Source organism: Streptomyces sp. NPDC058195 (assembly GCF_042883525.1).
GTDB lineage: Bacteria > Actinomycetota > Actinomycetes > Streptomycetales > Streptomycetaceae > Streptomyces.
Window position 1 is genome coordinate 51,271 of record NZ_JBHVVM010000025.1, and the last position, 25,646, is coordinate 76,916.

The 25,646-nt window shown below is 70.0% G+C and carries 26 protein-coding genes; 1 reads left to right on the plus strand and 25 read right to left on the minus strand.

Features of this window, described 5'->3' with window-relative positions:
* Positions 1 to 60 precede the first annotated feature (60 nt).
* From ACFVWY_RS26725 to ACFVWY_RS26845, 25 genes are all read right to left on the minus strand, one after another.
* Positions 61 to 1,395 carry a hypothetical protein gene (locus ACFVWY_RS26725; RefSeq protein ID WP_389876917.1) on the minus strand — a complete coding sequence of 445 codons (1,335 nt, stop codon included), beginning with the start codon at positions 1,393 to 1,395 and terminating at the stop codon, positions 61 to 63.
* Between the two features lie 10 nt (positions 1,396 to 1,405).
* Entirely contained in the window at positions 1,406 to 2,239 is an 834-nt protein-coding gene (locus tag ACFVWY_RS26730) for an ArpA protein (protein ID WP_389876919.1), read from the minus strand.
* Between the two features lie 51 nt (positions 2,240 to 2,290).
* Positions 2,291 to 2,452 (minus strand): hypothetical protein, encoded by a 162-nt coding sequence (locus tag ACFVWY_RS26735; protein WP_389876920.1) that lies wholly within the window; start codon positions 2,450 to 2,452, stop codon positions 2,291 to 2,293.
* 122 nt (positions 2,453 to 2,574) lie between these two features.
* Positions 2,575 to 4,125, minus strand: coding sequence for an ABC transporter substrate-binding protein (locus tag ACFVWY_RS26740; protein ID WP_389876922.1), 1,551 nt, complete (start codon positions 4,123 to 4,125; stop codon positions 2,575 to 2,577).
* Positions 4,122 to 5,315, minus strand: coding sequence for a hypothetical protein (locus ACFVWY_RS26745; RefSeq protein WP_389876923.1), 1,194 nt, complete (start codon positions 5,313 to 5,315; stop codon positions 4,122 to 4,124). The genes ACFVWY_RS26740 and ACFVWY_RS26745 overlap by 4 nt, the downstream gene beginning before the upstream one ends.
* Before the next feature lie 45 nt (positions 5,316 to 5,360).
* Positions 5,361 to 6,575 carry an acetyl-CoA carboxylase biotin carboxylase subunit family protein gene (locus tag ACFVWY_RS26750; protein ID WP_389876925.1) on the minus strand — a complete coding sequence of 405 codons (1,215 nt, stop codon included), beginning with the start codon at positions 6,573 to 6,575 and terminating at the stop codon, positions 5,361 to 5,363.
* Positions 6,576 to 6,693: 118 nt separating this feature from the next.
* Positions 6,694 to 7,041 (minus strand): hypothetical protein, encoded by a 348-nt coding sequence (locus ACFVWY_RS26755; protein ID WP_389876927.1) that lies wholly within the window; start codon positions 7,039 to 7,041, stop codon positions 6,694 to 6,696.
* Positions 7,038 to 7,232: a hypothetical protein gene (locus ACFVWY_RS26760; RefSeq protein ID WP_389876928.1), complete on the minus strand. Its 195-nt coding sequence runs from the start codon at positions 7,230 to 7,232 to the stop codon at positions 7,038 to 7,040. The genes ACFVWY_RS26755 and ACFVWY_RS26760 overlap by 4 nt, the downstream gene beginning before the upstream one ends.
* A gap of 27 nt (positions 7,233 to 7,259) precedes the next feature.
* Positions 7,260 to 8,537: a cation:proton antiporter gene (locus tag ACFVWY_RS26765; protein WP_389876930.1), complete on the minus strand. Its 1,278-nt coding sequence runs from the start codon at positions 8,535 to 8,537 to the stop codon at positions 7,260 to 7,262.
* Between the two features lie 176 nt (positions 8,538 to 8,713).
* Complete coding sequence (locus ACFVWY_RS26770) at positions 8,714 to 9,700, minus strand: chlorinating enzyme (protein WP_389876931.1); 987 nt, start codon at positions 9,698 to 9,700, stop codon at positions 8,714 to 8,716.
* A gap of 140 nt (positions 9,701 to 9,840) precedes the next feature.
* A complete protein-coding gene (locus ACFVWY_RS26775) occupies positions 9,841 to 10,017 on the minus strand; it encodes a hypothetical protein (protein ID WP_389876932.1) in 177 nt (58 codons plus the stop codon).
* A gap of 2 nt (positions 10,018 to 10,019) precedes the next feature.
* Positions 10,020 to 11,519 carry an APC family permease gene (locus tag ACFVWY_RS26780; protein ID WP_389876933.1) on the minus strand — a complete coding sequence of 500 codons (1,500 nt, stop codon included), beginning with the start codon at positions 11,517 to 11,519 and terminating at the stop codon, positions 10,020 to 10,022.
* Positions 11,512 to 13,215, minus strand: a complete 1,704-nt coding sequence (locus ACFVWY_RS26785; RefSeq protein ID WP_389876934.1) for a fatty acyl-AMP ligase — start codon at positions 13,213 to 13,215, stop codon at positions 11,512 to 11,514. The genes ACFVWY_RS26780 and ACFVWY_RS26785 overlap by 8 nt, the downstream gene beginning before the upstream one ends.
* The gene (locus ACFVWY_RS26790; RefSeq protein ID WP_389876936.1) at positions 13,212 to 15,941 is read right to left on the minus strand and encodes an aminotransferase class III-fold pyridoxal phosphate-dependent enzyme; all 2,730 of its coding nucleotides are present in this window, start codon (positions 15,939 to 15,941) and stop codon (positions 13,212 to 13,214) included. Before ACFVWY_RS26790 ends, ACFVWY_RS26785 begins: the two co-directional genes overlap by 4 nt.
* A complete protein-coding gene (locus tag ACFVWY_RS26795) occupies positions 15,938 to 16,198 on the minus strand; it encodes an acyl carrier protein (RefSeq protein ID WP_389876938.1) in 261 nt (86 codons plus the stop codon). The genes ACFVWY_RS26790 and ACFVWY_RS26795 overlap by 4 nt, the downstream gene beginning before the upstream one ends.
* Positions 16,199 to 16,224: 26 nt before the next feature.
* A complete protein-coding gene (locus tag ACFVWY_RS26800) occupies positions 16,225 to 16,794 on the minus strand; it encodes a 4'-phosphopantetheinyl transferase superfamily protein (protein WP_389876939.1) in 570 nt (189 codons plus the stop codon).
* A 12-nt stretch (positions 16,795 to 16,806) separates the two neighbouring features.
* The gene (locus ACFVWY_RS26805) at positions 16,807 to 17,070 is read right to left on the minus strand and encodes a hypothetical protein (protein WP_389876941.1); all 264 of its coding nucleotides are present in this window, start codon (positions 17,068 to 17,070) and stop codon (positions 16,807 to 16,809) included.
* Positions 17,063 to 17,896 (minus strand): alpha/beta fold hydrolase, encoded by an 834-nt coding sequence (locus ACFVWY_RS26810; RefSeq protein WP_389876943.1) that lies wholly within the window; start codon positions 17,894 to 17,896, stop codon positions 17,063 to 17,065. Before ACFVWY_RS26810 ends, ACFVWY_RS26805 begins: the two co-directional genes overlap by 8 nt.
* Positions 17,897 to 17,918: 22 nt before the next feature.
* Positions 17,919 to 18,923: an NAD(P)H-dependent flavin oxidoreductase gene (locus ACFVWY_RS26815; protein WP_389876944.1), complete on the minus strand. Its 1,005-nt coding sequence runs from the start codon at positions 18,921 to 18,923 to the stop codon at positions 17,919 to 17,921.
* Positions 18,923 to 19,753 carry a hypothetical protein gene (locus ACFVWY_RS26820; protein ID WP_389876946.1) on the minus strand — a complete coding sequence of 277 codons (831 nt, stop codon included), beginning with the start codon at positions 19,751 to 19,753 and terminating at the stop codon, positions 18,923 to 18,925. Before ACFVWY_RS26820 ends, ACFVWY_RS26815 begins: the two co-directional genes overlap by 1 nt.
* Positions 19,747 to 19,992, minus strand: coding sequence for a phosphopantetheine-binding protein (locus ACFVWY_RS26825; RefSeq protein ID WP_389876948.1), 246 nt, complete (start codon positions 19,990 to 19,992; stop codon positions 19,747 to 19,749). The genes ACFVWY_RS26820 and ACFVWY_RS26825 overlap by 7 nt, the downstream gene beginning before the upstream one ends.
* The gene (locus ACFVWY_RS26830; RefSeq protein WP_389876950.1) at positions 19,992 to 20,870 is read right to left on the minus strand and encodes a diiron oxygenase; all 879 of its coding nucleotides are present in this window, start codon (positions 20,868 to 20,870) and stop codon (positions 19,992 to 19,994) included. The genes ACFVWY_RS26825 and ACFVWY_RS26830 overlap by 1 nt, the downstream gene beginning before the upstream one ends.
* Before the next feature lie 40 nt (positions 20,871 to 20,910).
* The gene (locus tag ACFVWY_RS26835) at positions 20,911 to 21,657 is read right to left on the minus strand and encodes a hypothetical protein (protein WP_389876952.1); all 747 of its coding nucleotides are present in this window, start codon (positions 21,655 to 21,657) and stop codon (positions 20,911 to 20,913) included.
* Positions 21,658 to 22,215: 558 nt separating this feature from the next.
* Positions 22,216 to 23,280 carry a 2,3-butanediol dehydrogenase gene (locus tag ACFVWY_RS26840; protein ID WP_389876953.1) on the minus strand — a complete coding sequence of 355 codons (1,065 nt, stop codon included), beginning with the start codon at positions 23,278 to 23,280 and terminating at the stop codon, positions 22,216 to 22,218.
* A 295-nt stretch (positions 23,281 to 23,575) separates the two neighbouring features.
* The gene (locus ACFVWY_RS26845) at positions 23,576 to 24,799 is read right to left on the minus strand and encodes a saccharopine dehydrogenase family protein (RefSeq protein WP_389876955.1); all 1,224 of its coding nucleotides are present in this window, start codon (positions 24,797 to 24,799) and stop codon (positions 23,576 to 23,578) included.
* A gap of 113 nt (positions 24,800 to 24,912) precedes the next feature.
* Between ACFVWY_RS26845 and ACFVWY_RS26850 the strand changes: the two genes are divergently transcribed.
* On the plus strand, positions 24,913 to 25,626 hold the full coding sequence (locus ACFVWY_RS26850) for a TetR/AcrR family transcriptional regulator (protein ID WP_389876957.1): 714 nt from the start codon (positions 24,913 to 24,915) through the stop codon (positions 25,624 to 25,626).
* The last annotated feature ends 20 nt before the right edge of the window (positions 25,627 to 25,646 follow it).

Genomic DNA, 25,646 nt, shown 5'->3' on the forward strand with positions numbered 1-25,646 from the left:
TCCTCGTCGTGCCCGTCCGCGGGGAAGGCAGGAAGCATTCCTACGGGCCTTCGGCCGCTCTCATTCCGCGGAACTGCCCTCCAGCTGAAGGGCGTAAGCATAGTCGGCTGCGAAGTCGTCGAGGGATTTCGCGTAGCACTCACCGGAAGCGAGCACCTTGGCTATGCGTCTGCTGTACTCCAGGGCCGTTGCGTGCATCGAGTAGTACATGTCCCAGCCCCAGAGCCCTGCGAAGAACCGGCCGTTCCTCTCGAAATGGATGTCCGGCAGGAAGGTCGTCCACTCGAACGACTCCACGGGCGAGCGCAGCGCCGGGGAGCCGCCGATGAGGTCGATGACGACGGCTCCGGCGGGGGTGTCCTGTTCGGCGTTGCGGCGGGTGAGGATGAATTCCTTCTGCCCGGGTGTCTCGGCCCCGTTGACGACCAGCCGGGCCGATGCCAGGCGGCCGGGCAGTTCCTCCTGTGCCGTCTGCGGCCGACCAAGGACGGTGAAGTCGACGCGTTCGGCGCGCAGATGCTCAAACGCTCCCATGGAGCAGTTGCCGTATCCGAGGACCAGGACCTCCGGGTCCTGGCCGCCGTTGCGGGAGCGGTACAGGTCCAGGCCGTATTTGGTGCCTCCGATTCCGACCTCGCGGATCTGGCCGATGGCGCGGACGGGCTTGTCGCGTTCCTCTGCCAGCAGGCCTTCGCGGCCGAAGGGCAGATCCTCTTCGCCGAGCCGGGCCGTGTCGCCCCGGGGCGAGACGATCGCGGTTCCCGTGTGGTCGACGGTCAGCACAGCCGACGCGGGTGCGGCCGTCGTGGGGTCGCCGGGGGCGGCGGTGTCGGCGCAGCGGACCTTGAGGGGCTTGCGTCCGTAGCGCATCAGGCCCCGCAGCAGTCCGTTGACGTACTCCTGCGATGCCGACGGGTCGAGCACGACCTCGGGCCGGGGACCGAGCGCGGACGGGTCGACCGCCGATCCGGCGGCGATGCCGGCCAGGTAGGCCGCCGAGGGCTCCTGCTGGTCGGTCACCGTCTCCATCCCGATGAGGCGGACGCCCTTCTGCCTCAGGAGCCGCTCCCGCTCGGGGAAGCAGTAGAGGTGTCCCATGGAGAACAGCGTGGTGCCGTGGGACAGTTGCGCGATCTCGGCCGCGGACGGTCCCTTGAGCTTCACCACGAGGTCCTTGCCGCCGTAGCAGGAGGGGTACGGTTCGACCCGCGCGCCTTCCAGCTCGTAGTGGCGGTCCAGGTAGCCGATGCCCTCGCCCAGGCCCTGCTGGATGACGACCTCGAACCCGCACTCGACGTAGCGCCGGACGTCCTGGGGAACCAGAGTGGCCCGCAGATCGTGCCCTCCCGGGTTCTCCTCGCAGTCGCTCTCCCCGGCGAAGAGGATCTTCGTCATCTCTGGTCTCTCAGTCCGTGTAGACGGCTTGAGTGGTCTCGTAGGACTTCTCCTCCAGCCAGTCCTTGACGCTGGCGAAGGTCAGGTTGATGATGATCCGCTCCACGCCCTCGCTCTGGATCGGGACGGTCCGGTGCAGGCTGGTGTCCGTCTTGAAGAAGTACGACTCGCCTGCGCCGTGGTAGTAGGTGCGGATGTTTCCGGCCTCCAGGTGCTCGTGGACGGCCGGGTTCTCCTTGTCCCAGATGGTGTGCGGCACGGACTGCAGCATGCCGCCGTGCTCGATCGACGGGGCCTCCGCGATGAAGATGAAGGCGAACTCGTGGTCGCCCCAGTGCCAGCCGTGCGTGTCGCCCGCCCGGTTCTGGTGCGTTCCGGTGATCTTCTCGTCCTCAAAGGTCGCGTCGAGGACCGGGCTGCCCACCGCGTCCGAGAGCACGGAGCGGAACTCCGAGGAGTTGTAGAGCGCGGTGAACAGCTTGCTGTGCTCCTGGAAGAGCGAGTTGGGCAGGCTGCCCAGCTTGCGCGGGGTGTTCCCGGTGACCGGGACGGTGATGTCGATGCGGCGGGTGTTGAGTTCGGCGAGCCGCCTCGCCTCGCCGCGCAGCTCGGCGACGAGCTCGTTGGGCAGCAGGGCGGTGGTGCGGACGTAGTGCTCCGCCGAGTACTGCCGCTTGGCGGTCTTCATGCTCTCGTCGATGTTCAGCCGGTGGTGCGCGATCATGCGGTCGATACGGGCGACTTCATCCCTGTCCACGTAGGGCCCGGGTACGTTTCCGCGGGCCACGAGCGCAACAGCGGTCTCCCGCATGGTTACCGCCGGGGACATGGTTTCGATCGTCACGTCTACTCTCCTTGTGTGTAGATGCAGAGTTCAGGTATTGCCTGTTGCCGGTTACAGCCCCAGCTTCACCGGATCGCCGGCACCCCAGACGTCGTTGTCCGGACCGGACTGTTCGGCACCGCGGAACCGGGGACTCGGCGAGGCGGTTTCATAGGTCTCCAGAGCGGATGAATGCACCGTTCTGGACTCCGGAATATCTGCTTCGGCACTCATTCCGCACCTCCGATGTACGAATGAGAAGGATTCTGGAATCGAAGTGACACAACGTTCTGCGGAACGATTCCGACACTAATCTCCGGCAGTCGCGTCACGGAATGGTTGTTCCGCACCCGCGTTTATGCGTTTTGCATGATCGTGGACGGGCGGGGTGCCCGCTTGGTGATGTGGGGGTAGTCGGGCATGCCGTTCCAGGTGAAGGCGGCCGAGACCCCCTCGCCGAGCCCGCCGGTGTGGCGGTGGTCCCACAGGGGGATCACCGGCAGGTCCTCGAGCAGGATCTCCTGCGCCCGGCGGGCCCAGGAGGTGAACTCCCCGGGGTTCCGGGCCGCTTTGGCCCTGCCGAGCGCGGTCTCGAAGCGTTCGGAGGCGTAGCCGACCTCGTTGCCCGGGGCTCCGGCGGTGAACAGCGGATCCAGGAAGTTGATCTGTGAGGGATAGTCGCCCCGCCAGCCGGTGCGGAAGGCCGACCGCATGTCCCCGCGGGCGATCCGGTCGCGGATGCTCTTGAAGGTCGGATGGACCTCGGTTCCGACGTCGATCCCGAGCACGTCGCGCACCTGGCGGCACAGGGCCGTGACCCACCGGTCGTATCCGCCGCTGCTGTGGTACGCGACGGTGAAGGTCTCCCGCAGGGGCGCGTGGCGTTCCGCCTCGGCCCACAGCGCCCGGGCCGCGGCCGGGTCGAACCGCAGGACGCCGCTTCCCGCGAGTTCGACCCCGCCGCCGGGTACCGCGGGGCCGACGAAGTCGCGGGCCGGTGAACGGGCGCCGTGCAGCACGTGGCTGGTCAGGTGGGGGCGGTCGATGGCCTGCGACAGGGCGGCCCGGCGCAGCCTGCCCTCCTCCCCGGTGAAGCCGGGCAGGGCGCAGGGGATGGCCAGATGGCAGTTGAGGGCGACGGGGGTGGTGACGGTCTGCCGGCCGCGGTGTCCCGGACGGGTGCTCAGCAGGCTGTCCGGGATGCTGTCGAGGACGTCGAGGTGACCGGAGCGCAGGTCGTCGTGGGCGGTGACGAGGCTGTCGTAGAAGACGAAGACCAGGCCGTCGTTGCGGGGGCGGAAGGGGCCCCGGTAGTCCGGGTTGGCCACGGCGGTGAGGTGCTGGCCGTGGTGCCAGGCGTCCGGGCCGGCCAGCATGTAGCGGCCGTTGCCGATGGGGCTCTGTCCGAAGGCGTGGCTGCCGCGTTCGAAGAAGGCCCGGGGCAGGGGGCGGGCTGGCAGGCATCCCAGACTGCGGGGGAAGTCGCGGTCCGGGGCGCGCAGGGTGATGGTGAACGTCAGGTCGTCCAGGACGGTCAGTCCGGACAGGGTGGTGGCCCGTGGCGGGTCCGCGGCCACGTCCTCGTAGCCCTGGACGGGTGCGAAGAAGCTGCGCTGCCCCTGGTGGTTGGTGGACAGGGCCGCGTAGTTCCACGCGTCGACGTAGCTGTGCGCGGTGACGGCGGTGGCGTCGGTGAAGGTCCAGCCGGGCTGGAGCCTGACGGTGTAGTGACGGTCGTCCGCGCTGTCCAGGCGGTCGAGCATGGCCGGGTGGATCTCGCCGTCGGCGCCGTATTCGTACAGGCCGGTGAAGAGCTGGCTGACGATCCGGGCGCCGATGCCTTCCAGGGTGTCGGCGGGGACCAGGCCGTTTTGGGGTTCGGCTCCGTTGACGCGGATCAGGTTCACTTCGCGCTCCGGGGCACGGCGCCCGCCACGATGGTGAGCACCCCGGCGGCGACGAAGCCGTAGCTCATCGCGTGGGAGGGGAGCAGTCCGGCCAGGGCCAGGCCCAGCGTGCCCATGCCGATCTTGATCCCGGCCATGGTGACGAAGACCGACTCGCGCAGTTCGGGCGGTGAGGCCTCCCGGCGCACGGCGAGCGCCGCGGTGTTGAGCAGTGCCTGGCATCCGCCGACCACCAGGAAGGCCGCCGCGGTCACCCAGACGTCGCCGAAGGCGGGTACGACCATGGCGGCGCCGCCGCCCATGGCACACCACTTCGCCGTCCTGACCACGTCGAAGTCGAGCGGCCGCACCACGAACCATCCGGCGACGAGCAGGGAACCCGCGCCCATGACCGAGAGCAGCAGCGGGCCCGTCGAAGCGGGCAGGCCGCGTTCACGGGCGAAGCTGGTGGACAGCACGACCAGGGCGGCGTAGCCGATGAAGTTGCCGTAGGTGATGATGCTGATGGCCCGCAGCTGCCGGATCCGTACCGTGGCCAGCAGAACGTTCTTCATGGACGCCTGTCCCCGCGCGATGCGTCCGGTCTCCTCCAGGGGCATGAAGGAGACGAGCAGCGAGGCGAGTGCCGCCAGGGACGCGAGCACGAACACGGTCGCCAGCGGCCACAGCAGGGCCGCGACCGCGCCGACCAGCGAGTTGCCGACGCTGTTGCTGACGGCGTACGTGAGCGAGTCGGCGGACTGCGCGCGCCGCTGGGCGCGCTGTTCGTCGGGCAGCAGTGCGCCGAGATGGCTGCTGAGCGCTCCGGTGGCGATCGGCCCGCAGAACCCCGTCACCAGGAGGGCCGCCGCGGCCGGCAGCGGGTTGCCCTGGTGCAGGAACACTCCGGCGGCCAGGAAGGACACGGCGAACAGGGCGAACGCCGTGACCAGGCCGCTGCGGGCCGAGGGCAGCAGCGAGACCGCCCGCGCCGACAGCGGGCCCAGCATGTGCGGAAACGTCAGGCAGGCCGCCAGCAGGCCCGCGAAGGCGGCACCGCCGCGGCCGAGCCCGTCGAGGGTCACCAGTACGACGGCCACCGGCATGCCCGCGTCGGAGACCCGGATGGCCAGCGCGGCGGCGTAGTAGGCGGCGAGGGCACGGACCCGCGGTCGCGCGGCCGTTTCCGCCTGGTGCGATGTGAGGGTCATGCGGCGTCCTTCCGGCCGGCGTCGGCGCTCGGGGTTGCGGGGTTCTCAGGCGGCACGGCGCGCCTCCTGTGCCACGCGGGCCACCGCGGCGCCCAGCAGGGCGTCGAGTTCCTGCTCGTCGTGGCTGCGCATGAGCACGAATCCGTCGAGGTCCACGGACGAGATCTGCTGCCCGGACGCGGCGGTGTTGTGTATCCGCCCGCCTGCCAGGTGGGCGGCGGGCACGCCCCGGCGGACCACCTCGGGATCGCAGCCCTTGGGCACACCGACCCATCCGACCAGGGGGCCGCTGGTGTCGGCGAAGGGTTCGGGGACCTTGTCGCCGAAGGTGGCGGCCAGCAGCAGCTCGAAGGTGCTGAGGCCGGTGTAGGTGTCCACCTGGTCGACGATGCCCAGCCCGCCGGGCCGTGCGGCGACTTCGCACAGCACGGGCCCGCCCGGTGTGGCGAACGCCTCGCAGTGGAAGTAGCTGTGGGTGCCCCGCTCCAGCAGTCCGAGCCCGGCGAGCACACCGGTGGTGAACACTTTCATCTCCCGGGCGCGCGGGGTGTTCTGGTCGACCATCCGGGTGGAGACCACCGTGGAGAACTCCAGGATGTCCGACCGGTAGCGGCTGACGGTGAGCAGGCACACGGCACCGTCCAGGACGAGTCCGTCCACGTGGTAGAGGTCGCCTTCGACGAACTCCTCCGCCTCCAGGTGGGCGGGGGTGTAGAAGTTGGTGCGCAGCCCCTTGGCGAGCACCTCGCGCAGCTGGGAGGCGTCGCGCACGATCTGGGCCCCGATCGATCCGCCGCCCATCCGGGGCTTGAGGACGAAGGGGTAGCCGAAGGTGTCGGCGGCCTTCTTCAGGTCGAGGCCGCTGTCGACCACGAGGTGGGAGGGGACCTGGTGGCCGGCCGCGCGCAGGTGTTCCTTCATGGCGGCCTTGTCGCGGAACCGGAGGGCCGTCGGGTATTTCAGCCCCGGTATGCCGTAGTGGGTGCGCAGCTGGGCCGCGCGGAGCATGTCCACCTCGGACAGGGCGATGATGCCGCGGCAGTCGGACGTCTCGATGATGCGTGCCGCGTCGTGGTCGACGAGATCGTTGGTCTCGTAGTGCTCGTAGGCGGTGATCCTCTCGGGGGCCGCACCGCCGCTGGTGCGGCGGATCTGGCTCTTCGTCTCGTGGCACAGCAGCCACATGCCGAGGTCGGCGGGCACCGATTCGTAGGAGAACTGCGTCAGCGGATGGCGCACCAGGGCGATACCGGTCTTCATCGGGAGTCTCTCGTCTGCGGGGCAGGGGTACGGTCGCCGACGGCGGTCGGGCCGGTGGGCCGGGCCGGTGAACGGCGGTGCGGCAAGGCGCCGTTGATGACGCCGGGCGGGTCGGCGGTCACGACGGGGTGTGCTGGGCCTCCCCTCGCCGGAACTCGTGGTAGACGGCCTGTGCGTCGGACACGATCCGGGCCGCGACGTCCTTGGAGGTGGCGGTGGCGGGCATGCGGCGCAGCCATGTGCGGGTGTGGCCGGGGCCGTGGGGCACGGCCCAGAAGCGGAGGCTTCCCGCATCCTGGAGGTGGTGGAGTCCGACCCTCAGGGAGATCCCGGGCAGTTCGATCGTGACGTCGTCCTGCTGGCAGGACCAGCTCAGCAGGCCGTCGATCTCGGTGCCGGCGAGGTGCCGGGCGAGCCGGACCGCGGCGCCTTCCACCTGGTATGCGGTGGGGCCGGGGGCGGTCACGTCGTGTGCGTCTCGCGCGCGGGGCCCGCGTAGCGGGAGAGGACCGTCTGGGCGTCCTCGCTCCGGAGAGCCGACAGCAGTGCGGACACCTGCTCCTTGCCGCGCACGACGCGGGTGGTGCGGCATCGGCGGGTGATCATGATGGCTCCGTCGGGAAGCTGCTGGTAGCCGAAGAGGCGTGGAGTACGCATGGTTCTCCGTTCGGTGAGGGCCAGGGGTTACCGGCTCAGAACCGGCTCTTCGTCGCGGGCCGGTCGGACGGGAGGCGGATGGGGCGGGCCGGCCTGGTCCATGCCCAGCTTGTGCAGGACGGGTCCGGCCATCGCCGTGGTGATCAGCGCCATGAGCACCATGACGGTGAAGAGTTCGGGGCCGATCAGCCCGAGGTCGTGGCCGATGCCGAGGATCACGATCTCGGTCAGTCCCCTGGTGTTCATCAGGGCGCCGAAGGCGCATGCCTCCCGCCAGGGCATGCCCCACAGCCGCGCCGGGAGCGAGGCTCCGGCGAACTTGCCGATGACGGCCACCGCCACCACCAGCGCGAGGACCGACAGTCCTGCCGCGCCCAGGCCGTTGATGTCCACGGCCAGTCCGGTGACCACGAAGTACACGGGAAGGAGCAGGGCGGTCGTGCGTTCCATCGGGGCGGACACCGTCTGCCACTGGGGTCCGTGGCGGGGCATCACCAGTCCGAAGGCGAACGCGCCGAAGATGGCGTGGATGCCGATCCAGGTGGTGGCCACCGACGTGAGGAACACTCCGGCGCTGATCAGGACCCACTGCGTCGGGCCCGAGACCTTGCGCAGGACCGACGCGAGCAGGGGACGCACGACCAGGCCCATGACGGCCCCGAACACGGCGGTCAGTGCGACGACGGTGACGAAGTCGAGGACACCGCCCGAGCCGGCCAGTGCCACGACCAGTACCAGGACACACCATGCGGTGACATCGCCGATCGCGGCGCAGGTCAGGGCCAGCGCGCCCACCCGGGTGCTGGCCAGTCCGCGGTCCTTGATGATGCGGGCCAGTACCGGGAACGCCGTGATGGAGAAGGCGGTTGCCAGGAAGAGCATGAAGGCGGTGCGGTCGGTGCCGCCGGATCCGAGCGCGCCGTAGATCACCGCCGCGGCCCCCAGGCCCAGGACGAAGGGCACCGCCATGGCCGCCATGGCCATGGTGCCCAGCGCTGTTCCCCGGCTGCGCAGCCGTCGCAGGTCCAGTTCCCATCCGGCCAGGAACATGAAGAGGACCAGCCCGATCTGCGCGACGATGCCCAGGACCGGCCGGGCCTGCGGGGGGAAGATCACCTCGGTCAGGTTGCCCGGCAGCAGCCCGAGCAGGCTGGGCCCCAGCATGACCCCCACGGTGATCTCCGCGACGACAGGAGGCTGTCGCAGCCGCCGGGCAAGGCGCACCATCACGGCTCCGGCAACCAGTACGAGCGCGACATCGGCCAGGACGATCGCGTCCAGGGGAAGGGCTTCGAGCCCTGCCATAGCTCCTCCACGGATTCGTTCCGCGCCGCCTTGGCTGCGCCGGTACGGCGGCGATTCCGCACGGAGATCCCGTCCCGTTTTCCTTGACTCCACGAACGGGATGAGCAGTTGGGCGGAACGACCTCGACATTAGCCATCGCGGGATGCGCCGAGAAATGGTCTTTCCGCACGCCCGCTCATGTATTTCGCATGTGGGGGCCGGAAGAATCGAGGGACCTGCCGCCGCGGCGCCGGAAGGCGTGGCCGGCCGTGGTGCTCATGGCGACGCGGTTGTGGCCGAACCGCTCCTCGCCGCTGACCAGTACCGTCCCGTAGCGCTCCAGGCTGGCCCGGCCGCCGTACTCCTCGACCTCCGAGGCTCCCGGGTAGACCTGTACGGACGTGGGGACGTAGCGCGCCGAGAAACCCATGCGCATCTGCCGGGTCCGGCCGGTGTGCGGGCGTGAGGCGTGCATGAGGCGCGACCAGAAGATGACGAACTGTCCGGCCCGCATCTCCACCGAGACGGCTTTGGACTCGTCCGGCTGCCAGTGCGGGTCGATCTGGAGTTCGCGGTAGTCGTAGCCGAAGAAGCCGCGCCGGACGCCGTTCTTCACCACGGAGATGTTCCGGCCCGGGTCGTAGCTCATCTGCTTGTTCTCGTCGTAGTACATGGTGCGGTGTGTGCCGGGGATGAACTGCAGACAGCCCGTGTCGAAGGTGGCGTCGGTGAACGCGCACCAGACGGTGAGGCAGCCGCCGGGGCCGGTGCCGTGCGGCCACTGGACCTGCGGACGGCCGGACGCGTTGGCGAAGGTGGCGGCCTGGTGCCAGTCCGTGCCCTCGTTCCCCGGGTACTTGGGGAAGAAGTCGGAGCGCCAGCAGAGCACGTCCGGGCCGAGCACGGAGGCCACCCGGTCCACGATGCGCGGCTGCGTGATGTGGTCGGCGAGGAAGGCGTTGTCGAGGTGCCGGTCGTAGTTGGACAGGCTCACCGCGTCCTGGCCTTCGGGGTCGTCCCGGTACACCGCGCCGCTCCGGTCCAGGAGGTCCTGGCGGGTCCGGGCCCACTCCCGCTCGATCTCGTCGGGCGCGTAGAGCGTGAAGGGGCCCGCATATCCGTTCCGGTCGAACGCCGTCAGCTCCTGTGCGGTGAGCCGGAAGTCGTGAGGGTGAGCGGACACGGGTGTCTCCTCGGTGATGACTCGGGTCTTTTCGGGGTGTGGGGGCGGTCACGGGACGGAAGGTGTCCACGTGCGCCGGGGGGCACGTGGACAGCCTTGCCGCCGGGGGCCGGGGAGCACGGGGTCTGGCCGGGCCCCGGTCACACCGCGCGGGCCTGTCGCGGTTCCCCTCGCTCCGGTGCCGTCGCCCGCGGCGCGCGGGCGGCGCCCGCGGGCGGGCGGGTGGCCGGAGCGGTCAGCAGCGCCACGAAGTCCCATACTCCCCAGGTCATCGGGTCGATGTCGGGCCACTCCTGCCGGGCCGTCGTGGCGGTCATGGTCACCTCCCCGCCGGCACCCGGTCCGCGGCCGGCCGTACGGCCGGCCCGGCCGGGGACTGGGCCGGCCTCGTCTGTCTCGTCTCCACACCGGCCAGGCCGGCATAGCGCCCGGGACGCGCGGAGCGCAGCCAGAGCGCGTACCCGACGCCGAGCCCCGCCATGGCCAGGATCAGCCACGGCAACGCCGCGACCACCGGGTTGTCCGTACCGGTCATGGTCGCGAAATTGCTCACGACGAGGTACGTGGCGAAGACGAGCCCGGCGAAGCCGAGTCCCGGCGCGAGGGTGGTGCGCCACCAGTGGCGGCCGGGCCGGCGCCGGAAGTAGCCGATGACCGACAGGCACGCCACTGCCTGGAGGAACACGATGCCCAGCGTGCCGATCCCCAGCATGCTCGTGGTCAGGCCAAGGTACGGGTCGAGTCCGGCGATCGCGAAGACCGCGGCGACCGCCAGGCTGAACACCGACTGCGTCAGGCTCGCCCGGTGCGGCGAGGCGTGCCGCGCGTGCACCTGTCCGAGGGCGCCGGGCAGTATCTGCTCGCGGCCGAGGACGAACATGTAGCGGTTCGCCGCGTTGTGCAGGGCCAGCCAGCTGGCGAACAGGCTCAGGCACAGCAGGATCTGCATGACGGTGGTGAGTGCCGAGGTGAGGTAGTCGTCGCTCAGGTGGAAGAAGAGGTCGCCGAGCTGGGTGCCCGCGACGCTGCGGATGTGTCCGGGCCCGACCGCGCCCACCGCGATCCAGCTCATGAATCCGTAGAAGAGGGCGATGAGCGAGATGGCGATGTAGGTGGCGCGGGACACGCTCCGTTCCGGGTTGCGCGCCTCCTCGCCGTACAGTGCCGCCGACTCGATCCCGATGAACGAGATGAACGCGAACATCATCGTGACGCCGATGCCGGGGTTCGAGAGCGTGTGCGGTGTGAACGACGTGCCGGGCAGCGCGTCGCCGCCGTGCCGGATCAGCACCGCCGCGGCAAGCACCAGGAGGATGGCCACCTCGCAGCACATGGCCACGCCCAGCACCCGTACGCTCAGGTCGATCCGGCGGTAGCCCAGCACTGCGACCAGGAGCAGGCCGGCCGCCGCCCAGATCTCCCAGGGCAGGTCGAGCCCGTGCGAGGCGGCGGCGAGCTTGGTGAAGTAGGCGAAGGAGCCCAGAAGGCCCACGGACGCCGTGTTGTAGGCGACGGTCGCGATGAGTCCGCCGGCCACGGCTGGCGGCCTGCCCAGTCCGCAGGAGATGTAGGTGTAGAAGCCGCCCGTGTTGACCACCCGGCGGCTGATCGCGGCGTAGCCGACGCAGAAGCACATCAGGGTCAGGCCCGCGAACACGAACATGGCGGGCACACCGGGGCCGTTGCCGAGGGCGAATGCCAGCGGCACCGTGCCGACCATGGCGGCGAGCGGGGCGGCGGCCGCGATGATCAGGAACACGATCTTCGGTGTGGTGAGAGTGAGCGCGAGCCGCCCGCCGTCCGACGGCTTCTCAGCCATGGCCGCCTCCTGGGGCCGCCTGCTCGATGAACATCTGGCGGGCCTTGGCCCGTTGCACCTTTCCGCTGGTCGTCTTGGGGATGGACTTCTTCGGCAGGACGTGGATCCGGGCCGGGGCCACTCCGGTGCGCGAGCTGACCTCGGCGCGGACCGCCTGCCGGAGCGCTTCGTGCCGTTCGCTCTCCAGCTCCGTCTCCAGCAGCAGGTGGAGCTCCTCGGAGTCGGCGTGCTCGGGCCGGTGCCCGACCGCGATCACGCATCCCAGGCGGACCCCGGGCACGGTCTCTGCGGCCTGTTCGAAGTCGGACGGGAAGTAGTTCGCGCCGCGGATGATGACCAGGTCCTTGGAGCGGCCCGTGATACGCAGCCCGCCGTCGCGCAGATAGCCCACGTCACCGGTCCTCCACCAGCCCTCCCCGTCGGTCGTCGCCGCCGTCTCCTCGGGCAGTTCGAAGTAGCCGGGCGTGCGCGAGGGGCCGCGGAACTGGATGTGCCCGATGCCGTTCTCGCCCAGGGGCTGCCCGTCACCGTCCACGACGCGCACGTGCGTACCCGTCACGGGAGTGCCGCAGTCGACGATCTGCACCGCGTCCGGGCTGCCGGGGTCGACATCGACCGCGCGGGCGTCGGCGGCCGCGGCGTTGCGGTCGATGGAGTCGTAGCGCAGCGGCTCCTCGGGCCGGGTGGTGGTGATGATCAGCGAGGCCTCGGCCATGCCGTACGAGGGAAGCGGCATGGTGGCCGGAAGGCCCCAGCGGGCGAAGCGCTCGTGGAAGCGGCTCATGGTGGCGGGCTGGACGGGTTCGGCGCCGCAGATCGAGACACGCCAGTGGGACAGGTCGACGCCTTCGAGGTCCTCGTCGCGGATCCGTGCGGTGGCGTACCCGAAGGCGAAGTTCGGCGCGGCCGAGACCGCGCCGTGGTGTTCGCTAATAAGCCGCAGCCAGTCGGCCGGGGCCCGCAGCAGGCGGCTGGGCGGCATCAGCACGGTGTCCCCGCCGACGTACACGGGGTACAGGACTCCGGTGAACAGCCCCATGTCGTGGTAGAGGGGAACCCAGTTGACCGTGGTGTCCGCCCCGGTCCAGCCGGCGGCGGTGACGAACTGCTCGCAGTTGGCGGCCATGTTGGCGTGGCTGATCGTGACGCCCTTGGGCCGGCCGGTCGAACCGGACGTGCACTGGATCAGGGCGAGGTCGTCGCCCTTCGGGAGGCGGATCGGGTGCTGGGGCGCGTCGCTCGCGGTGGCGCGTGCGTACAGCTGCTCGCCGTCGACCAGGTTGGTGTCGACGAGTCCGGGCAGGGCCCCGATCACGTCGCCGGTGGTGATGACGGCGGCCGGTCGCAGGTAGGACGCGAGGTCCTTCAGCTGGCCCTCGATGCCGGAGGCACCGCCGAACCGCACCGGCACGGAGATCGCCGTCGGCATGGCGCCGAGCAGCTGGATCCCGAAGAAGGCGGTGATGAACTCATGGCCGGTCGGCAGGCAGAGCATCACCCGGTCGCCGTGGCCGACACCGCGTTCGGCGAGGGCCGCCGCGCAGCGCGCCGCGTTCTCGACGAGGGTGTCGAAGCGCAGGGACTCCTCCTGGCCCCGTGTGGGGGTCACCGTGATCGCCGGTGCGTCCGTTCCCTGTTCCGCGTGTGCCAGCAGTGCGTGCCACGCACTGGCGAAACGCGTGTGCAATGCGGTCATCCCAAGCGCTCCTCAGTAGTGGTGCCGGACCGTTCCTCGATCCACGGCTGTACGGAGATGTCGTCGCAGACGATGCGCGCGGGGTGGAACCCGTGCCGGGCCGCCAGGTCGCGTGCCGCGAGCACGCCGGTGGAGGTGAGGCCGCCGTAGGACAGGCTGCGCATCTCCGGCTCGAAGCTGAGCAGCATCGTCTCGGCCATGCAGGAGTAGAGGATTCCGGGCGGCAGGGTCAGGCCCGGGAAGTGCGGCGTCTGGACCCCGGGGAGCTGGATGCGCCCGCCGGACACCAGGGTGACGTGCGGCATGCCTGTCACCTCCGGGTGCACGTCGCCGGGGACGGCGAGGTCGCAGACGAGGACCTTCTGGTCGTCGGCGAGGTGGTGGGGCAGGATCACCGGCTCCGCGGAGTTCGTGGCGCTGATCACGATCGGGCAGTCCCGCAGTGCGGACATGTCCTCGGCGAGCGTGATGTCGGCGCTGCCGGTGAGCCGATCGGCGACCGTCGCGAGCCGTCGTGTCGAGCCGGGGCGGCCGACGAGCACCATCGAGTCGCAGTGCGGGGCGATGAGTTCGGCCATCACCGCGCCGATGTTCCCGATGCCGCCGACGAGGCCCACGCGGCGTTCGCCGCCGGACTCGGCGAGCTGCAGCCGCAGCAGGTCGTAGGCGCAGGCGGCGGTCAGCGAGTTGCCCGAGGTCACCTTCATGCCGTTCTCGACCACGTCGCGCGCGGCGTTGGTGACGATCGACGTGTGGCCGCCGAGGCCGATGACCTCGCAGCCGAGCGAGGCTCCGAGGTCGACCGCGTCGAGGACGGCGCGGCGCAGCCAGGCCCCGTGCCCGGCCCGCAGTCCGGCGTTGGCCTGCGCGGCGGTGAACGGGGCCGCCACCATGACGACTTCGACCTCGCCTCCGGCCGCCGAGGTGACGTGGTGGCGGATGACCTCGAACGGGTCGATCTCTCCCCACATGCGGTCGAGGGCCGCCGCGCTCTGTGCCTGCGACCAGGAGGCCAGTTCCGGCGCCAGTGATCCCAGTTTGGCGGGGCTGTCGATGTTGGCGAGGAACGCGACCCGCGGCACGCCGGGGCGGCGTGTGCCGTGGCGTGGCCGCCATGCGCTGCGCGGCAGCGGGACGTGTGTCCTGGGCTGCCACGCACTGGCGGCCGGTACGGTCAGGTGTTCGAGGAGGGTCGCGTAGTCGCCCCGCGCGAGCAGGCCGGCGACGTCGTCGAACGCGGCGGCGACCCGCTCCACGTCCGCGGGTTCGAGCAGGGCGGAGGGCTGCACGCGCACCGTCGTGGGTGCGGAGAGGGTCGGGATGACCCTGATGCGGTGGGTGTACAGCAGGCGTCCCGCGATGAGGTAGCCGAGCGATTCGGAGTCGATCGCCTCGCGCAGCAGGCCCGACTCGGGCCGCGGCAGTACGAACTCGATGCCGAGCAGCAGTCCGCGTCCGCGTACCCCGACGACGGCGTCCGGGTACTTCGCGGCGACCTCGTCCAGCCGCTCGCGCAGCAGCCTGCCGGTCTCGACGATGCGGTCGCGGTAGGTGAAGGAGAGCTCCAGCGCTCCTGTCGCGATCAGCGCGGAGAAGTCGTCGTCGGCGAACGTGGACGTGTGGTGGCGGCCGAACTCCGGTACGTAGCGCTTCTCGTCGATGAGCAGGGCCGAGATCTTGGCGAGGCCGCCGCCGAGGGATTTGGAGAGCGTGTAGTAGTCGGCGACCACGCCGGAGGCCTCGGAGGCGAGGAAGGTGCCGGTGCGTCCCATGCCGCACTGGATCTCGTCGAAGACCAGGGCCGCCTCGTGGCGGTCGGCGAGCTCCCGCAGGGCGGCGAGGGTCTCGGCGGGGACCTCGTGGACACCGGACTCGCCCTGGATGGGTTCGGCGAAGCAGGCGGCCACCGGTGACAGCCGGCGGACGGCGGAGTGCGGCACACCGGCGGCGTCGATGCTGACCAGGCAGACCGAGTCGCACTCGGCGTCGAGCGCGGTGACCACCTTCTGCGGTGTCCAGTCGCTCAGGCGGCGGTGTGCCGGGCCCGGTACGTGCAGGTCGTGCGGGACGTTGGAGCCGTGGGTCAGTGTGCCGGCGCCGGCTGACTTTCCGTGGAAGGCGTTGCGCAGGGAGACGTAGACGGGGTCGCGGCGCCGCATGGCGGCGATCCGTTCGAGTGCCTCGTTCAGCACCACCGCGCAGGGGCGGCCGAGCGCGGGCCCGCTCGCGAGGGGGGTGTCGGCGAGGCCGTCCCGCCGCACGCGTCGCAGGGTCTGCTCGGTCTCCTCCTGGAGGGCGCCGAGGCGCCGCCGGTGTTCGACGGCCGCGTGCTTCACGGCGGCTTCGACCGCGTCCGCTCCGGTGTTGCCGAGGGTGACGACGTAGCGGGCTCCGGTCGTGGCGCCGACGGCCTTGGACAGCCGCTTGGCCAGTTCGGCCGTGCCGGGGCGGACGCTGATCTGGGCGTTGAACGGGATCCGCTCGTCGAGGACGCGGCGGGCTATCCCCAGCAGCTTGGGATGGTTGTGCCCGAAGAGCGAGGAGCCCGCGCCGCCGACCAGGTCCAGGATCTGTTCCGTTCCCGCGGCGCCGTCCTCCGCCTCGCGCAGTTCCCGGGTCAGGTGGTCGCCCTGGCCCGCCCGGTAGGTCACGTCCAGTCGCAGTGCCCGGAAGAGCCGGGAGAGCTCGGGCCGGGTGTACCGCTCGAAGTCGGACTCGGCGCTCATGCGGTGTCCTCCCCGTGGCCGACCCGCACGGTCAGCAGACCCGCGATCTGGTCCACGACGTCGCTCAGCGTCCTCATGGCGGCGGCCTGTTCGTCCGAGATGCGCACGTCGAACCTGACCTCCATCTCGACGACCAGGCTGATGGACCGGATCGAGTCGAGGCCGTAGTCCACCAAAGGAACTCCGGGCTTGATCTCCGCCACTTGCAGTTCGCGGCGGAACATTTCGTCGACGGTTTCGAGAAGGTCGAAGCCCATAGTGCTCTATCCCCATTCCATGAAATTCAGCGCCGTATCGCCACGGCGAACGAAATAGCTGCCTCCGAGCGAATCCACAGGGGGACCGATTCACCGCGGTACGTTGCGGTCAACGCACCGCCGGAGTGGGTGAGTTCGATCTGCCAGAACAGAAACTCCCCCAGGGTTCCCAGGCTGCTCAGCGCCTTGAACGCCGCTTCCTTGGCGGCGAACAGGTCGCGCGCGGTGTGCCGCCCGGCCGGGGAGAGCATCTGCTGGCGTTCCCGTTCCCGCAGGACGAACCGGGCCACCCGAGGGGTGATGGCGGCGGTCTCGATGTCGACGCCGACGGCTGCGGCGCCGGGCACCACCACGGCGACCGCCAGCTGGCCGGCATGGGAGATGGAACCGGCGAACCCCGGGGGGAAGAGCGGTCTGCCGCCGTGTTCCCGGGGTACCGTCCGGTCGGCCGACCCGGCCGAGGCAAGCGCTTCGGCGGCGGCGCGGCGGCCCGCCGTGGTCTGTTCCGCGGGTCCGTGGGGCGGCGGCACCGGACATGTCCGCATCGACATCTCCGGTGCCGTGCCCCGGGGCGCTTCCAGTGCGACGGCCGTCATGCCCGCGGGCCTTCAGCCGCGCAGTGCCACGACATGTCCGGCCAGCGAGTCGATGGAGCGCAGCACCTCGGGCCGGACGTCGTCGTCCCACTCGAAGCCGAACGCGTCCTCCATCGCGACGAGCAGCGCGACCAGCGCGGTGGAGGGGACTCCCGCCTCGCGCAGGGAGACGGCCTCCGGCACGCTCTTGACGAAGGTCCACCCGCCGAACACGTCGGCCAGCAGCTCGCGGATCCGCTCACGCGCTTCCCGTATGCCGACGGCTGTGTCAGGCATGCGTTTCCACTTCCTCGACGAACTTGCGGACGAGTTCCTGGAAGCCCACCGGGTCGTCGAGGAACGGCACGTGGCCGGCCTTCGGCATGATGGCGCAGGAGCCGTTCGGGAACAGCGCGGCCAGTTCGTGGCCTGCCGTCGGGCCGAGCAGGATGTCGTCGTCACCGAGGGCGATCAGGGTGGGTGTCTCGATGCGTGTGAGCAGCTCGGGGCTGGGGTCGCCCTCCTGGGCGAGCTTGAGACCGTTGTTGAGTTCCTCGGCGGTGGACATGGCCAGGAAGCTCTCGCGCAGTCCGAGGAAGCCCGGTGTGCGGGTCTCCTCGTTCATGTCCGTGCTGATCACCTCGGGATACATGTGGCTGTACAGCTCGGGCATGCCATAGCTGTTGAGCGTGCGCAGCCAGGCGCGCTGGAGCATCCGGTGGCGCCGCATGCCCTGCGGTCCGACGACCGGCCCGGCGAGCACCATGCCCCTGACCCGGTCCGGGTGGGCGAGGGCGACGTCGCGGGCGAGCTGGGTGGAGGCCGACGAGGCGATCAGGTACGTGGAGTCGATCTCCAGTGCGTCGAGCAGGGCGATGAGGTCCGCCGCGTGCTCCTCCCAGGTGGGTTCCCTGCCCGTCCGGGCGGACCGGCCGTGGTTGGCGAGGTCGTAGCTCACCACCCGGTAGTGCTTGACGAGTTCTTCGGTGTACTCCCGCCAGAAGGGGGCGCTGAAGAAGAAGTTGTTGAGCGTGGTGATCGCCGTTCCTTCGCCGGTGGACTCGGCGTAGAGTTCGACTCCCTCCCGGGTGCGTATCCGCGGTTGGCCTTCGCGGTAGCTCAAGTCGTGGTGGTAGTCCTGTGCTTCATCGGCCGACACTGATTTCCGCCCTCTCCCATTTCTTGGCTGTTCCGGCTCCTGGCAGGACCCGGGTGAACGCGGCGACGACCTCGGCGGCCGCGGCCTGCGCGGTGATCGCGGTGCAGGAGCGGCCGCAGTAGAGCGCCATCTCCTCGATACGGCCGCTGGTCGCGTCGGTCGGCACGGCCGCGCTGAACCGCGGGACCAGGTACGGCTTCCCTTCGACCACCGTGCGGCCGATGAACTGCGCGGGCTGTTGCGGATCGGCGGTGACGGCCGTGGCCAGCACGCGGTGCCGCCGCCCCGGCCAGCCGATCTCGTACACGTCGCTGATGACGGTGTCCCGCTCGTCGGCGGCGGTGACCGCCGCCTTGAAGCGGGCGTGGGCCCGTGATTCGTGGGCGACGACGAAGGCGGTGCCGAGCAGCACCCCGTCGGCGCCGGCGGCCAGTGCCCGTTCTGCCTCCTGCGGTGAGCCGATCCCGCCCGAGGCGACCAGGCACGCGCCGGGCAGCCGGTCGCGCAGTGCGGCCACCAGGGTGTCCCGCTTCGACGTGCCGAGCAGGTGCCCGCCCGCCTCGGTGCCCTGGGCGACCACGACCGCTCCTTGCGCGGCCGCGTGCAGCCCGTCCTCGACGGTGCCTGTCTGGACGACGATCTGGCGTCCCGCGGCGGCGGCGCGCCGGAACACCGCGTCGCCGGGCATCCCGAAGAAGGACAGGTACACGCGCCCGGGTGTCTCGTCGAGCACCTGCGCCACCTGGCGGTCGAGCCCGTCCGGCCCGACCACTTCCGGGATCAGGTTCACGCCGACGGGCCGGTCGGTGCCCCTGGTGAGGCGGGCGAGCATCTTGGACAGTGCGCCGTCGGCCAGTTTGTAGCCGCCCGCGCATCCCGCCGCCCCGGCGTTGGACACCGCACAGGCCAGCTCGGCTCCCGCGACGCCGCCCATGCCGGACTGCAGCAGGCTCACCTTCAGGCCGAGCCTCCCGGCCGCGGTGGCACGCATCAGTTCAGGCTCTCGACCGCACAGGCCGCGGCGTCGGCGCCGCCGAACCGGTCGGTCAGGGCGTGCACCCAGCGCTCCAGGCCGAAGGCCAGGCAGCTGGTGTGCGCCGTGTCGCCGCCGGCGCGGATCGCGCAGCGGTCGCCGAAGAAGTTCCGGTGGTAGTTGACCGAGCCGATCGCGAGTCCGTTGACGACGAACTCCTCCTTGACCGGGAAGAGGCGCTGCATCTTGGCCTTGCCGCTGTTCTTGTCGAAGAACGGGTCGGTGGCGGCCTCGATGCGGAGGTCGAGCCCGAGCTCGGCGCAGAGGGCCACCACGGCTTCCTTCGCACGGACCAGATGGCTCTTGGCCGCGTGCTCCGGTCCGACGCAGACGATCTCGCGCATGGAGAAGCCGAGCAGGCGCTGCAGGCCCTCGTAGTGGTCCTCGTTGCGGAAGCACGTGCCGACGGTGGTGCGCAGCACTCCGTCGGCGGGCAGTTCGGAGCCCGCCAGGTCGACGTAGACGGCGTAGCAGGCCGCCGAGGGCAGGGCGAACGAGGTCGGCTCCATCACCTCCGCGGGCATCCGCTGGACCGGCCGGGACGTGGTGGCCAGCTCCGCGGCCAGGCTCGGCGGGTCGAGGCGGGTCGCGGCGAGGCCCAGGTGCGGGAAGTTGTCGTAGTAGTCGAAGGTGTCGAGGTCCTTGCACCGCATCAGGAACGGGAACCGGAACTCGGGGGCCTGCCAGTCCCCGGCCAGTCGCAGGAACACCGCGTCGATGGCCCTCAGCAGCCTGAGCTGGCTGTTGTTGAGGACTCCGAGGCCATTGTCGGTCTCTGTCGTCAGCATGCCGCTTCCTTCTCGAAGAATCGGGTTTCGAGTGCCTTGAGCGTGCGGAAGTCGTCGAGGTTCAGGTCTTCCGGGTCGATCGGCTCGCCGGTCAGCTCTTCCAGCAGGAAGATGAACTCGACGAACGCGAGCGAGTCGACGGCACGGCTGTCGATCAGGTCGAGCTCGTCGGTGAGCGGACCGATCTTGGGGTTGCGGCCCTGGATGAACTCGCGGACCGCCTGCATCGGTTCGGACATCACTTGATCACTTCCCGTCCCACTCCGGCCTTGGTGAGGAACTTCCGCGTCCGCTTCAGCACCTGGTCGTGTGCCTCCGCCCGTGCGGGGTGTGCCATGGCGCGCCGTCGCAGCGCCAGCGCGTCGGGGATGCCCGCGTCCCGGTAGGCGGCGGGGTTGTAGAGGGTGCTGATGCTGTACTTCAGGTAGCTCTCGAGGTACTCGGCGACCACCGGCACCTCGTCCGGGTCGCGTTCGGCCACCTGGCCGAGCAGGTGCGTGAAGATCATCCGGCCGAACGCGACGTGCCGGCTCTCGTCCTGGTGGTGCACCCGGTTGATCTCGCGTGCGATGGGCGGCAGCGACTGGTCCGTCGCCATGTGCGCGTTGAAGTAGTCGACGATCTCCTCGAAGATCAGGATGCGTGCGAACACGATCAGCTCGCGGGCCACCGGCGAGAGATGGTCCACCGAGTCGGCCTTCAGGGTGGGCTGGGCCGGGTACAGCTTGCCGCCGTAGCGCAGGCAGAACTGTGCGAAGAACCACATGTGCTCGTTCTCCTCACCGATGAAGTGGTGGAGGAACTCCGAGACGTCCGCGTACGTCCGTTCGTGGATGCGCATCATGACTTCGCTCATCAGCTCACGGATTCCGTGAATGTTGAGGCTGAAGAAGTTGACGGCCTCGAACCTGGTCAGCGCGATCTGCTGCTCGCGGGTCAGTTCGTCCCACATCGGTGTGCCGGCCAGCGTGGTCAGGCTCTCCGACATCCACGGCATCTCGGGGCCGATGGATTCGGGCCAGTCGAACATGGTGTAAGGGTTGTAATAGCCGGACTCGGCAAGGTTCTCCAGCCGGTCCAGGTCCAGGACGACCGGCTCTATTTCACGTACCGCCATTTCCACGTCCTTCCAGACTGAGTGGCGCGGGGATATGGCTTCAGCGCAGCGACTGGATGTCCGCGCGCACCTCGACCGGTATCTGTGACCCGCACGCATGAGTGGCGAATCCCGCGTTCCCGGACGCGGTAGACGGGATCACCTTGTTGTAGATCGACCCGAGGCAGAGCTCCTGGAATTCGCCGGTGTTCGACGAGAGCCGCGCGGCCAGTTGCGCCTTGGCGATGTCGACGGTCTTGAACACACCGTCGTCGTCCTCGACCTCCACGCAGGCGTGCGGGAGGTCGAGGGCGCCGCCCAGCACTCCGCAGAACCAGCCGCGTTTCGCCTCGGCCCGGTACCCGGCCGCGCGGAAGCGTTCGGCCAGGAACAGGCTCGCCGCGATGCAGCTCGTCGCGCCCAGGCCGTGCACCAGCCGGTGGTCGGCCTGCATGGCGACCGGGATCATCTGCCAGCGGTAGCCCGCCTCCAGGTACTCCCCCGTCAGTTTCCTGAGCTCCGGGGAGACCAGAGGGGTGCGGGCACCGGTCGTGGTGACCGTCGCCCGGTACTCGGCCGTTCCCTCGCTCGCCGTCGGCGCCGTCACCTCGGTGACAGACCCGCCGAAGCGCGTGACGTCGGGCGCCTCGAACCTCCAGGGGGCGAGACCGCCGCACTCGGCGCAGTCGAACCGGACCCGGAAGTCCCAGGACTTCGGCCGCAGCAGCGCCTCGGCGGAACGGCCGGCGAAGCGGAACAGCATACGGAACGCGAGTTCCGGCTGCGTGTGGGACCTGCCGGAATACATTCCGAGGTTGTACACATCGTTGACATCGAAATGACGTACACCCGACCGCTGTTCGCACGGAAGGCCCGCGGCGACCAGTGTGTCGATATCACCCGGCTCGCACCTCAGCATTTCCTGTGCCGCGGACTCCGGCCGGGTCTTTACCGAGTACTCGGGGGGAACGAATTCAATGGAATCCGCTACTTCCTCCCAGGGAATATTCGCTGTCATAGCTTGAGGTGGCACAGCCCGTCCCTCCAGGAAAACGACCGAGCTGACTGCCCGACGCCGATGAAGCTACCAGCGGGTCATCGCAATACGGAACATTATTTCCGCACGTCGGTGCGTGCGTTTCCCTATGCCCGTATGCGTATTTCCTGGTATCGGCGTGCGTATTTCCCGGGGAAAGGCGCGCGTTTCCTGGAGGCACGTGCGTATGTCTCGGTGCGGTGTGCACATTTCCCGCGCCCCGGGGCCCGCCGTACGTTCGGCCGGGCACCGGGGCGCGGGTATCGGCCGGGACGGTCCGGCTCTCCCGCGGCGGGCGGCCGTGCCTGGCGCGGCCGTGGGAGCGAGGTGTCAGGAGCGGGGATCCACCAGGATCTTGACGGCTGTCTCGTTGTGGTGGATCAGGGTGTCGAAGCCCTTGGTCACGAGGTCGTCCAGGCCGATGGTTCCGGTGATGAACGGCGCCAGGTCGACGCGGCCTTCCCGCACGAGTCCGATCGTCTGCGGGTGGGAGTTGACGTAGGCGATGGTGCCGCGCAGGTCGATTTCCTTGAGGACGAGCTTCTGCATGTCGAGCGAAGCCGGTTTGCCCCAGATCGAGATGACGGTGATGACGCCGCCGGGCCTGACGGCGTCCATCAGCGTGTCGAGGACCGCGTTGACGGAGGTGGCTTCGAAGGCGACGTCCGCGCCGTTGCCGCCGGTAAGACGCCGGACTTCCTCGGCGACGTCGGTGTCGGCGGGGTCGATGACGTGGTCGGCGACCCCGGTGTCCAGGGCCTTCTGCCTGCGCAGCGAGCTGAGTTCGGTGACCGCGACCGTGATGCCCGTCGCTTTGAGCACCGCGCAGGTGAGCAGTCCGATGGGGCCCGCGCCGCCGACGAGGGCGAAGTCGCCCGCTTTCGCGCCCGAGCGCTGGAAGGCGTGGTAGCCCACCGAGAGCGGTTCGATGAGTGCCGCCTGGTCCAGCGGGACGTCCCCGACCGGGTGAACCCACCGGCGTTCGACCACGATCTTCTCCGCGAGTCCGCCGCCACGGCCGCCGAGCCCGATGAAGTTCATGTCGGGCGAGAGGTGGTAGGTCGGGTTGTTCTCGCTGGTGTCGACGTCCGGGCGCAGGATGTAGGGCTCGACGACGACGCGGTCGCCCGGTTTCAGGTCGTCGACGCCCTCGCCGACCGCGTACACGGTGCCGGACATCTCGTGGCCGAGTGTGACGGGTGCGGACTCGCCCGAGACCGGGTGCGGGTGGCCGGCCGGTGGGACGAAGATCGGTCCGTCCAGGTACTCATGCAGGTCGGTGCCGCAGATCCCGCAGTACGCGACATCGATGCCCACGGTGCCTGGTTCCACGGCGGGTTCCGGGATGTCCTCGATACGGATGTCACCGCGGTCGTAGTAGCGCGCAGCCTTCACCTTGGTCGACTCCTTAGGCCGTGTTCTGCTCACACTCCGTGTTCTCGTGCGGAAGATTCACACCTGTAGCCAACGGTACGGTTCGATCCGGCCGGGCGCTCGTCGCCGCGGGTCACTCACGTCCGGGGCGGGGCGCGAGACGCCCTTGGCGCGGTGACGGCTGTGCCTGCCCGGACGCCCGGTCCGCCGGACGGCCGCGCCGGACGGTGCGGCGCGGGCGGGCGCGGCGGGCGCGCCCCCGGCCTGGGGGCGCGGCGCCTCACGCCGGTGCCCCGGCCGGCCGGGGGCGGCGGAATCAGGCTTGTTCGCGTATGCCCCAGGGGGAGCCGTACGCGGTGAGCAGGTCGAGGAAGGGCTGGGCGGGCAGGGCTTCGGGGCCGAGGACACCCGTGCCCGACCACGCGCCGGTGGCGAGCAGTTCGAGGGCGATGACGGGGTTGATCGCGGTCTGCCAGACGACGGCCTGTGAGCCGTACTCCCGCATGGACCACTGGTTGTCGACGACGTGGTAGAGGTAGACCTCGCGGGGCCTGCCGTCCTTGGTCCCCTTGACCCAGGTACCGGCGCAGGTCTTGCCGGTCATCCGGTCGCCGAGTGCGGCGGGGTCGGGGAGACAGGCGGCGACGACGTCGCGCGGGGAGACGCGTACGGGTCCGTCCTCGCCGGGTACGGTGACCTTGGCGGTGGAGTCCAGGCCGAGTTCGTGCAGGGTCCTGAGCTTCTCGATGAAGTCGTCGCCCAGGCCGTACTTGAAGGTGACGCGCCGGGCGTCGATCCAGCGGGGCACGAGCAGCACTTCTTCGTGTTCGACGTTCACGCATTCCACGGGGCCGATGCCTTCGGGGAAGTCGAAGACCTCGGGCTCGCTGAACGGCGCGGTGGTGTACCAGCCGCGTTCCCTCTCGTACACCACCGGCGGGTTGAGGCATTCCTCGATGGTGGTCCAGATGCTGAACGACGGGGCGAAGTCATAGCCCTCGACGGCCAGGCTGGCGCCGTCGCGGATGCCGATCTCCTCGATCTCGTCGAACAGTTCGTCCGTGGCGTACCGGGCGAAGACATCGGACAGTCCGGGTTCGACGCCCATGCCGACCAGGGCGAGGCGTTCCGCGCTCTCCCATGCCCCGCTCAGTGCGAACTGTTCGTCGCCGAGCTTCACTCCGCACTGTTCGTGGGGCTGGGAGGGGTGCGGTGCGGACAGCGACATCGCCATGTCCATGTAGTGCGTTTCGGTGGCGAGGGCCGCGCGGAACAGGGGCATCACGAACCGGGGGTCGGTCGCGTTGAGCAGGAGGTCGCACCGGTGCTCGGTGAGTGCCTGCCGTACGGCCTCCTCGTCGGAGGCGTCCAGACGCAGGGCGCTGAACCGGCCGTCCTGGGCGGGCAGGGCGTCGAGTGCGGCCTGCGCGCGGGTGAGGTCGTAGTCGGCGATGACCATGTGGGTCAGGAAGTTCCTGCGGGCCGCGATCCGGGTCGCGGCGGTGCCGACGCCGCCCGCGCCGACGAGAAGTACGCGCATGTCAGAAGCCTTTCCTGCGGGAGGCGGGTGCCTTGGGAAGTGGCTCTGATGCAACAGCACCCCCTGTTGTAAGGTCAACCGCGTTGGCATAAGGGTGGAGCGGAGGGGGCGGGATGCCCAAGAAGGTGGTCCCCGAGGAGGCGCGCCGCAGGCGCAGGCCGACGCGGCAGGGTGCGGTGCTCTCGGAGACGCTGATCGTGCGGACCGCTCTGCGGGTGCTGCGGGAGCACGGGGGTACCGGGCTGACGGCCCGGCGTCTGGGGGCCGCGCTGGGGGCGGATCCCAGCACCCTGTACCGGTACTTCGCGGGGATGGACGACATCGCCCGTGCCATCGGCAACGAGCTGATGGGCCGGGCGATGGACGGGTGGGCTGCTGCCGGTGACTGGCGCAGCGATCTGCGGGCTCTCGGGCTCGCCGTGCACGCCTCGTATCTCGCCCATCCTCAGGCCGCCGTGCTCACGGCGAGCCGTGTCAGCGGACGGCCGCGGGAGATCGCGGTGGACGAGGCGATCCTGGGGATTCTGCGCGGCACGGGCATGCCCGATGCCGCGGCGGTCCGCTTCTACCACGCGTTCATCGATCTGTCGCTGGCCTTCGCCGCGCTCGACGCGGGGGCGCTGGCGTTGTCCGAGGAGGCCCGTGGGGCCGATGAGGACATGTGGAGTTCCATCTACGCCCGGCTGCCCGCCGCGTCCCATCCGAACATCGCGGCGACGGCCCCGATGCTGGCCGCCCGGATGCCGCACAGCGCCTATCCGGTGCTTCTGGACACGCTGTTGAACGAGATCGCCGCCGAGCTGGCCGCCGCCCGGCCGGGCGGGTGAGTCCGGCGGGACGGGCGGTC